The sequence below is a fragment of the Sphingopyxis sp. genome, from assembly GCF_025869345.1.
Lineage (GTDB): Bacteria > Pseudomonadota > Alphaproteobacteria > Sphingomonadales > Sphingomonadaceae > Sphingopyxis.
In genome coordinates, this window is sequence record NZ_JAOZVW010000068.1 from 1 (window position 1) to 9,307 (window position 9,307).

Sequence of the window (9,307 nt, forward strand, 5' to 3'; positions counted from 1 at the left end):
CCGCGAAGGCGGGGGCCCATCTCCGGTCGGTGCAAGATGGAACCCATAGGAGATGGGTCCCCGCCTTCGCGGGGACACAAATTTTTCCGTCGATATCCATCATGCTCCGCGCCTCCGCGCCTCCGCGTCTCCGCGTGAACCCCTATCCGATTCTGCCGCCTCTGCGGGTATTCTTGCCGCGTTTCGCCCTTCGACCCGGTTTTGCTTGAAACGGCGGGCGATTATACCGATATTGCCGCTATGGCCGGTATCGTCTGGCCGGTGATGGAGATTTGAAATGGCGAATTGGAACGACCCCAATATGGCGGCGTCCGGCTTCCCTGGCAGCGCGAGCGCGATGGATCAGGCCGTCGACGCCGGCCTGAGGTCGTACATGCTGTCGGTTTACAACTATATGGGCTCGGGCGTGCTGCTGACCGGCATCGTCGCGATGCTGGCCTATAATTCGGGCTTCACCCTGTCGCTGGTCGGCAGCCCGCTGATGTGGGTGGTGATGCTTGCGCCGCTGGCCTTCGTGATGGTGCTGAGCTTCGGGATCAACAAGCTGTCGACGACCGCCGCGCAGATGCTCTTCTGGGCCTATGCCGCGGTGATGGGCCTGTCGATGTCGACGATCTTCCTGGCCTTTACCCAGACCTCGATCGCCACGACCTTCTTCGCGACCGCGGCGGCCTTCCTCGGCCTCAGCCTTTATGGCTACACGACCAAGAAGGATTTGTCGGGCTTTGGTACCTTCCTGATCATGGGCGTCGTCGGCATCCTCGTCGCGCTGCTCATCAACATGTTCGTGCAGTCGGCGGCGCTGAACCTTGCGATCAGCATCATCGGCGTGCTGCTGTTCGCAGGCCTGACCGCCTATGACACGCAGAAGATCAAGAGCATGTATTTCTATGTCCGCGGGACCGACTTCGTCGGCAAGTCGGTGGTGATGGGCGCGCTGACGCTCTACCTCGACTTCGTCAACATGTTCACCTTCCTGCTCAACCTGCTCGGCAGCCGCGACTGAGCGGACCGACGATAGGCAAAACAAGAGCCCGGCGGAGCGATCCGCCGGGCTTTTTCTTTGGGCGTTCGCTGGAAATGCGTGCGGGCGCCATATGGCGGGAAGCGGCCATTCCACCTCTTCTTCATTCCCGCGAAAGCGGGAACCCAGTGTGGGATCAGCCGACGCACGCTCTGGGTTCCCGCTTTCGCGGGAATGACGAAGATATGAGATACCCGACATCTTCTATCGGTCGAAGGTCCGCATATTATGAGATTCGCGCGGAGGCGCCCACTCACCCCTCATTCGCCGCCTGCATCTCGGCGATCAGCGCATTGTCGATCGCCTTTGCGCGCCTGTAGCCCGCGCGCTCGCGCATGGGGGCGATATAGGCTTCGAACGCCGGGCGCGAGGGGATGGTGCCGAATTGCAGCCCCCAGTCGATCTGGCTGCCGACATAGACGTCGGCGGCGCTGAAGCGATCGCCAGCGACGAAGGCCTTGCCCGCGACCGCGCCCTCCAGCGCGTCGAGTGCGGCGGCGAGCGAACCGAAGCCCGCCATCCGCTGCTGGTCTGCGTGGGGTTCGAAGCCAAGGGATTTCGCGGTGATCGCCTGTTCGACCGGCCCCGCGGCAAAGAACATCCAGCGGTAATAATCGGCGCGGTCGGCTGCCGCCGGTGCGAGGCCCGCGGCCGGAAACGCGTCGGCCAGATAGGCGCAGATCGCCGCGCATTCGGTGACGGTGCGGCCGTTATGGACGATCGCCGGAACCTTGCCCATCGGATTGATCGCCAGATAGGCGGGGTCCTTCATCGAGGTGCCATAGCCCAGCATCTGCGTTTCATAGGGCGCCCCCACCTCTTCGAGCATCCAGCGGACGATCTGCCCGCGCGACATGGGGTTGGTGTAGAAAATCAGCTCGTCGGCCATCGCGGCTCTCCCTGGGTTGCGATTCGGATTGGAACATAACAGGAACAATTGCCTGCATCCAGCACCCTTGTTTTGTCACGGCAGCAAGCTAAGGCAAAGCGATGAGCGACGAACGCATCTGGACCGCCGCCGTGCTGGTGATCGGCGACGAGATCCTCTCGGGCCGCACGCAGGACAAGAATGTGTCGCAGATCGCGACCTGGCTCGACGTGCAGGGGATTCGCCTGCGCGAAGTGCGCATCGTCCCCGATGTCGAGGCGGAGATCGTCGACGCGCTGAACGCGATCCGCGCGCGCTACGACTATGTCTTCACCACCGGCGGCATCGGCCCGACCCACGACGACATCACCGTCGACGCCGTCGCCAGGGCGCTCGGCGTCGGGGTCGTGATCCATCCGCAAGCGCGCGCGATCCTCGAAGGCTATTACAGCAAGCGCGGCAGCGAGCTCACCGAGGCGCGGCTGCGCATGGCGCGCGTGCCCGACGGCGCCGACCTGATCCCGAACCGCATGTCGGGCGCGCCCGGCATCCGCATCGGCAATCTCTTCGTCATGGCGGGGGTACCGCACATCACCGCCGGGATGCTCGACGCGCTGACCGGCGAACTCGAGGGCGGCGCGCCGCTGATCGCGCACACGATCGGCGCCTGGGCCCCCGAAAGCGAGATCGCCGACCTGCTCCGCCTCGGCGAAAAGGAGCATCCGGGGGTCGCGATCGGCAGCTATCCCTTTTTCCGCGAGGGCAGGGTCGGGGCGAATTTCGTCATCCGTTCGACCGACGGCGCCGCGGTCGCGGCCTGCGTCGCGATGCTGACGACCGGGTTCGAGGCGATCGGCTATGCGGTGACCGACGGCGGTATCTGATCGCTCGCCGGCAGCGCGCGCGGCAGGCGGCGGAGCATGGCGATCGCGAGCAGGCCGAAGATCGCCGCGACGATGAACGCCGCGCCGGGGAAATGCACCGGCGCGCTCTTCGCGGTGAAATAAGCCATCGTCCCGGTGAGCAGGATCGGCGCTGCGAGCTGGCCGAGCCCCATCGCCATCGCCGAAATCCCCTGCACCTCGCCCTGCGTCTCGGCGGTCGCGCGGCGCGACATCATCGCCATCAGCGACGGCTGCACCGGCGCCTGCAGCGCGACGGGGATCAGCAGCAGAAAGGCGCCGATCGTCGAGGTGGTGAAGGCATAGCCGACATAGACCGCCACGGCGACGAGGATGCCGAAGGTCGCAGCGTCGCGCTCGCCGAAGCGCGCGACCATCGGCCCGACGACGAGCATCTGCCCCAGCGCGATCGCGACCCCGACCGCCGCCAGGCTGGCGCCGATCATCCCCGGCGTCCAGCCGAGCTGCGCGATGCAATAGAAGCTCCACGTCATCGGATAGACGAGGCTCGCGATCTGCCACAGCACCAGCACCGCCGCGACCCCGCCCATGCCGGGCAGGCCGCGAAGGGTGCGGAAGGCGCCGAGCGGATTGGCGCGCCGCCAGTCGAAGGCGCGGCGGCGCCCGGCGTCCAGCGTTTCGGGAAAGACGATCAGGCCGTAGAGCATGTTCGCCGCGGCGAGGATCGCCGCCGCCACGAACGGCGCACGCGGGCTGAGCTCGCCGAGGAAGCCGCCGATCGCCGGGCCGACGACGAAACCGACCCCGAAGGCCGCGCCGACGAAGCCGAAGTTGCGCGCGCGTTCCTCGGGCCTGGTGATGTCGGCGATCGCCGCCTGCGCCGCGGCATAGCTGCCGCCGAAGATACCCGACAGCGCCCGCGCGACGAACAGCCAGGGCAGCGTGCCAACGACGGTCAGCAGCGTATAGTCGGCCGCCAGCCCGCCGAGCGAGAGCAGCAGCACCCGCCGCCGCCCGAAGCGGTCGGAGAGGTTGCCGAGCAGCGGCGAGGCGAGGAAGGTCGCGACCGCCATCACCAGCCCGATCCACGCGCCGACCTCGATCGCGTGCGGCAGGTCGACACGGCCAACCTCCATCACGAGCTGCGGCAGCACCGGCATGATGATGCCGAAGCCGATCGCGTCGATGAAGATGGTGACGACGATGAAGGCGATGGTGCGCGCCGACGTCATTTATGCTTTTCTCCGGCTGTCATTTCGCGACCGACCCTTCTCTGGAGCGTTGCCGATATATGAAACTCGAAATCTCCGCCTCCCTAAATTACCGCCTTTCCGAGCCGGTCGACCTGATGCTGCAGATCGAGGCCGCGAACGGCGGTGGCCAGCATGTCGAGCAGACCTCGCTCGACCTCGGCCATCCCGATTATGTGGCGCGCGTCCCGGCGGCCGACGGTATCTGCGAGCCCATATGGCTGCATGGTGCGGGCGCCCTGCATGTCGATTATCGCGCGCGGGTCGCGATCGACCGCCCCGCCGTCGATTTGCGCGCCCTGTCCGAAGTCCCGCTCCACCGCCTCCCCGCGGCGGCCGTCCCCTATCTCAACGAATCGCGCTATTGCCCGTCGAACAAGTTCCACGCCTTCGTCGAGCGCCGCTTCGGCGAGCTTGCGGGCGGCGCCAAGATCGCCGCGATGCGCGACTGGATCGAAAGCCGCTTCACTTACGTGGCGGGAACCAGCGACGCGGAGACCGGCGCACTCGACAGCTTCGTCGAGCGGCGCGGGGTATGCCGCGACTATGCGCATGTGATGATCGCGCTCGCCCGCTCGTCCCATATTCCCGCGCGCATGGCGAGCGTCTATGCGCTCGGCGTGACGCCGATGGATTTCCACGCCGTTGCCGAAGTCTATCTGGATGGCGACTGGCGCATGGTCGACGCAACCGGCATGTCGTGCCCCACCGAAACCGCACGAATCTGCGTCGGCCGCGACGCCGCCGACATCGCCTTCCTCACCGCCTATCGCGAGATCGAATTGGTCGAGCAGCAGGTGCGGGTGGAAAAGGCCTAGGTGGCCCGGGGTAGCAAAGCCACGCCGTCAGTCCCCGCTGCGCGGGGCTGGCCCGACTTTCGCTGATCTCGATTTAGTGTGGCTAAATCGAGATCAGCGAAAGCTGGAGCGGGCGAAGGGATTCGAACCCTCGACCCCAACCTTGGCAAGGTTGTGCTCTACCCCTGAGCTACGCCCGCTCTGGCGGCTGGAAACGGGTGGCTCCCAGCGGGTGAGGCGCGCGATTAGCACCGGCTTTCGGAGTCGGCAAGCCCTGTTTGCGCTTTTTCCGCGAAGGGTTGGCATTGGCGCGCCAAATCCCACATAAGCCAAAACGCACAAAGCAAGGAGCAAGCATCGGTGGCCACTCTCGGTCTCAATCCACAGGAAAAGGAAGCCGTCGAGGCTTTCCGCCGCGACGTCGTCGATCCGTCGATGAAAAGCCTCGTCATCCTCGATTTCTGGGCCGAATGGTGCGGGCCGTGCAAGCAGCTTGCGCCCGTGCTCGAAAAGGTCGCCGCGGATTATGCCGACAAGGGCGTCGTGCTGGCGAAGGTCGACGTCGATGCGAACGGCTTCATCGCCAGCCAGTTCCAGGTCCAGTCGATCCCGACCGTCTATGCGATCTTTCAGGGCCAGCCGGTCGCCAACCTGACCAATGCGCGGACCGAAAGCCAGCTCAAGGCGATGCTCGACCAGTTGCTGGCGCAGCTTCCGATCGAGAGCGAGGCGAGCGCCCGCGCGGTCGAGATCGCGCCGCTGATCGACATGGGCGAGGGCGTGCTGACCGAGGGCGACGGGCCGCGCGCCGCGGGCATTTTTTCGCAGATCGTCGAGATGGCGCCCGACAATGCCGCGGCGCACGGCGGGCTGATCCGCGCGCTGCTGCTGGCGGGCGACGCCGAGGCGGCGCAGGCGGCGCTGGACGCGGTGCCCGCCGACATCGTGGCCGACCCCGCGATCGCGCAGGCGAAAAGCGCCCTTGCGCTCGCCGCCGACGCGCCCGATGCGGGCGAGCTCGCCGGGCTGGAGGCCGCGGTCGCGGCGAACCCCGGCGATCATCAGGCGCGCTTCGACCTTGCCGCCGCACAGATCGGCGCCGGGCAGCGCGATGCCGCCGCCGACAATCTGCTCCACATCGTCGCCGCCGACCGCGAATGGAACGACGGCGCCGCGCGCGCCAAGCTGCTGTCGCTGTTCGAGGCCGTCGGCCTCGAAGACCCGTGGGTCGCGGCGCAGCGCCGCCGCCTGTCGCTGATCCTGTTCGGCTGACGCGCCATGGCCGAAGCCGCACCCCTCACCATCCAGCGGATCGCGATCTTTCCGCTGCCCGGCGCGGTGCTGTTTCCGGGGCTGCACCTGCCGCTCCACATCTTCGAGCCGCGCTACAAGGCGATGGTGCAGGAAGTGCTCGCGCGCGACCGCCAGATCGGAATGATCCAGCCGCGCCAGATTCCCGGCGAGGAAGCCCGCGAACCGCCCGCGCTCTACGATGTCGGCTGCGTCGGGCGCATCGTCGATGTCGAGGCGCTCGACGAGGGGCGCTTCAACCTGGTGCTCGAAGGCGTCGCGCGCTTCCGCGTCCGCCGCGAGCTCGACGTCACGACGCCCTTCCGCCAGGTCGAGGCCGAGATCGAGGTCGAAGCCGAGGACGACGCCATATTGTCGAGCATCGAGCGCGCGAGCCTGGAGCGCGAGGCGAAGCGTTTCGCGGCGCGGCAGGGCTATGTCGTCGACTGGGATTCGGTCGGCCAGCTCGACGACGCGACCTTGGTCAACGGCATCGCGCAGGTCGCGCCGTTCGATGCAGCGGCGAAGCAGGCGCTGCTCGAGGCAAGCCCGATCGACGCGCGCGCCGAGTTGGTCGTGCAAATGATGCAATTCTTCGGCCGCTTCGACGGCGACGACGGGCGCGCGACGTTGCAATAGCTCACCCAATCCCAAGCCCCGTCATCCCCGCGAAGGCGGGGATCCAGCTTTCCCGTTCATTTCCCTTTTCTTCGCGCCTTTGCGCCTTTGCGTGAGGTTTTGAAATCTCACGCAAAGGCGCGAAGAGATAAGGCGGACAAGAAAGCTGGATTCCCACCCCCGCGGGAAGGACGAAGGGTCGGCTCAATGCGGCTTGGCACCCACTATTCGGGCCATGTCGGCGAAGGCGCGGCGCACGATATGGCGGTCGGCCTCGCCGAGCCGTTCGATCAGCGCTTCGGTGTGGGTGAGTTGGCGGCGGACGAGCGCGCCTTCCGCGTGCGCTTTCGCCGCGACCCGTTCGGGCGCCGCCGCGCCGCGCGGAGTGCGCAGCAGCGCCTTTTCGCGGCGCGCCGCCCAGTCGGCGACGAGCCGGTCGGCGACGAGGCTGGCGAGGCCATCGGCGGCGGCCCGCTCGGTCGCCGCTTCGGCGCCGGGGTCGACAAGCCCGTCATCACCGCCCGCCTCCGCCAGCGCGTCGAGCGACAGCACCGCCCCCGCCATGCGGCGGCCGGCGCAGCGCTGGTCGCCGTGGAGCCGCAGGCGCAGCGCCTGCAATTCGGCGCGGATCTGCCAATTGACATAGGTGGTGAAGCGCGCCCGCGCGGGGTCGTAGCGCTCGGCGGCGCGATGGAGCGCGATCGCACAGGCTTGCGCGGCATCCTCGGCGACGTCGGCGAGGCCGTAGGACCGGGTGAAATAGCGGATGCGCGGCGCCGCGAGCGCGAACAGACGCGCGAAGGCACGATCGACGCGCGCCCGTGCGCGCGGCCCCGGCACCGCTTCGAGCGCGGTGCGCGCCTGGATCAATGCGGTAACGGCATCTTCGAGGGCATCGCTTTTGGCCGACATGGTCGTTCCCCATCCTGGGCGGGCTTGGCCGCCCGCAGGACAAGGGATAGGCCGCGATGGTTAGCGGCGAGGTGCCGGGCCCCTAAGTATAAACACATATCCGTCGCCCCTGCGCGGGTTGGGGCGACGATTGAGGTCAGATTTCCGCGCCCGCCAGCAGGCGCGGCAGGTCGCCCGCCTCGCCGCGCGCTTCGTCCATGAAGAAGCGCTTGAGAATCGGCATGCGCTGCACCGCGCCGAGCCCGGCACGGCGGACGGCGGAGGCGGTCCTGCCCGGAATCCCGAACAGGCGGGTGAGGCCGTCGGTCGCGAGGCTGACCATCAGATTGTCGAGCCCGCGCCAGCGCTGATAACGCGCGAGCAGCGCCGCGTCGCCGAGGTCGAGCCCGAGCCGCGCGCCCTCGACGAGCACTTCGGTGAGCGCCGCGACATCGCGCAGGCCCAGGTTGAGTCCTTGCCCCGCGATCGGATGAATGCCGTGCGCGGCGTCGCCGACGAGGACGATGCGGTCGGCGACGATCTTTGCGCTGTGATGAAAGCCGAGCGGATAGGTCATGCGCGGCGCGACGAGCTCCATCGCGCCGAGCAGCCCGCCCGCGCGCTTTTCGAGCTCGGCGGTGAAGCCGCGGTCGCCGAGCTTCGCGAAGCCCGGCCCGTCCTTTTCGGACACCGTCCACACGAATGCCGAGCGGTGCCGCCCCTGTTCGTCGTCGACGAGCGGCAGCAGCGCGAACGGCCCCGAAGGGAAGAAGATTTCGTGCGCGACATGATCGTGCGGCTTGGCGTGGGCGACGGCGCCGATCATCGCGTGATGATGATAGGACCAGTTGGCGATGCTGAACCCCGCCGCGTCGCGCGTCGGCGAGCGTCGCCCCTCGGCGACGATCAACAGCGGCGCCGCGAGCGTCGTCCCGTCGGCGAGGGTCAGCGTCACGCCGTGCGGCCCGACGTCGCGCGCCGCGACCTTCGCGGGGGCGAAGAGCCGTACCAGCGGCGCCTCGGCGATTCCCGCCGCGAGCGCGAGGCGGAGGCGGCGATTCTCGACCATCGTGCCGAGAGCCGGAGCGTCCTCGGCGGTGACGAAATCGAGTTCGCCGCCGCCGCCATTTTCCTTCGGCCCGCCGTCGCTGACCTTGATCGCGCGGATCGGGCAGCCGTGATCGGCCAGCCGGTCGGCGATACCGATCACCTCGAACATCCGCCACACCGCGCTCGCGATCGCCGAGGCGCGACCATCGAAGCCCGGCGCGATCGTCGCCACCGGATCGGCGGGATCGACGATCTGGCTCGACAGGCCGTGCCGCGCCAGTGCCAGCGCCAATGCCTGCCCGACGAGGCCGCCGCCGGAGATCAACACATCGCTACGCAAGGGTTCGGTCATGCACCCACCCTAGCGCGTTTTGGGGCAGGATGAAAAGGACGGCGTTTGACCGAAAGAGAGCGGAATGTCTGAAAACGACCCCGAAGCCGACCTATCCTTCATCGTCATCCCGGACTTGATCCGGGATCCATTCTCTCAGCGCCGGATGAATGGATCCCGGATCAAGTCCGGGATGACGAGAGTTTATAGGCGGCAGGGGAGCGACAGTCTTCATCCCTCTCTTCGTCATTCCCGCGAAAGCGGGAACCCAGTGTGGGGTCAGCCGACGCACGCCCTGGGTTCCCGCTTTCGCGGGAATGACGAA

General features: G+C 67.4%; 9 protein-coding genes and 1 tRNA gene. 5 read left to right on the plus strand and 5 right to left on the minus strand.

Annotated features, from left to right (window positions below; all coding sequences use genetic code 11):
- Positions 1–277 precede the first annotated feature (277 nt).
- Positions 278–1,006: a Bax inhibitor-1/YccA family protein gene (locus OJI97_RS07385; RefSeq protein ID WP_297662415.1), complete on the plus strand. Its 729-nt coding sequence runs from the start codon at positions 278–280 to the stop codon at positions 1,004–1,006.
- A 271-nt stretch (positions 1,007–1,277) separates the two neighbouring features.
- Here the strand turns inward: OJI97_RS07385 and OJI97_RS07390 are convergent, their stop codons facing one another.
- Positions 1,278–1,913 (minus strand): glutathione S-transferase family protein, encoded by a 636-nt coding sequence (locus tag OJI97_RS07390; RefSeq protein ID WP_297662416.1) that lies wholly within the window; start codon positions 1,911–1,913, stop codon positions 1,278–1,280.
- A 101-nt stretch (positions 1,914–2,014) separates the two neighbouring features.
- Here OJI97_RS07390 and OJI97_RS07395 point away from each other — a divergent pair, with 101 nt between their 5' ends.
- On the plus strand, positions 2,015–2,776 hold the full coding sequence (locus OJI97_RS07395; protein WP_297662417.1) for a molybdopterin-binding protein: 762 nt from the start codon (positions 2,015–2,017) through the stop codon (positions 2,774–2,776).
- On the opposite strand, the gene OJI97_RS07400 is transcribed toward OJI97_RS07395, so the two are convergent.
- Positions 2,749–3,987 (minus strand): MFS transporter, encoded by a 1,239-nt coding sequence (locus OJI97_RS07400; RefSeq protein WP_297662418.1) that lies wholly within the window; start codon positions 3,985–3,987, stop codon positions 2,749–2,751. The genes OJI97_RS07395 and OJI97_RS07400 overlap by 28 nt on opposite strands.
- 59 nt (positions 3,988–4,046) lie before the next feature.
- On the opposite strand from OJI97_RS07400, the gene OJI97_RS07405 reads away from it, so the two are divergent.
- Complete coding sequence (locus OJI97_RS07405) at positions 4,047–4,823, plus strand: transglutaminase family protein (RefSeq protein WP_297662419.1); 777 nt, start codon at positions 4,047–4,049, stop codon at positions 4,821–4,823.
- Positions 4,824–4,927: 104 nt separating this feature from the next.
- On the opposite strand, the gene OJI97_RS07410 is transcribed toward OJI97_RS07405, so the two are convergent.
- A tRNA-Gly gene (locus OJI97_RS07410) sits at positions 4,928–5,002 on the minus strand.
- Positions 5,003–5,162: 160 nt separating this feature from the next.
- Here OJI97_RS07410 and OJI97_RS07415 point away from each other — a divergent pair.
- Both OJI97_RS07415 and OJI97_RS07420 read left to right on the plus strand, forming a co-directional pair.
- Positions 5,163–6,074: a tetratricopeptide repeat protein gene (locus OJI97_RS07415; protein WP_297662420.1), complete on the plus strand. Its 912-nt coding sequence runs from the start codon at positions 5,163–5,165 to the stop codon at positions 6,072–6,074.
- Positions 6,075–6,080: 6 nt separating this feature from the next.
- A complete protein-coding gene (locus tag OJI97_RS07420) occupies positions 6,081–6,731 on the plus strand; it encodes an LON peptidase substrate-binding domain-containing protein (protein ID WP_297662421.1) in 651 nt (216 codons plus the stop codon).
- Between the two features lie 183 nt (positions 6,732–6,914).
- Here OJI97_RS07420 and OJI97_RS07425 read toward each other — a convergent pair whose 3' ends face one another.
- Both OJI97_RS07425 and OJI97_RS07430 read right to left on the minus strand, forming a co-directional pair.
- Positions 6,915–7,622 carry a sigma factor gene (locus OJI97_RS07425; protein WP_297662422.1) on the minus strand — a complete coding sequence of 236 codons (708 nt, stop codon included), beginning with the start codon at positions 7,620–7,622 and terminating at the stop codon, positions 6,915–6,917.
- A gap of 136 nt (positions 7,623–7,758) precedes the next feature.
- On the minus strand, positions 7,759–9,003 hold the full coding sequence (locus OJI97_RS07430) for an FAD-dependent monooxygenase (RefSeq protein WP_297662423.1): 1,245 nt from the start codon (positions 9,001–9,003) through the stop codon (positions 7,759–7,761).
- Positions 9,004–9,307 lie beyond the last annotated feature (304 nt).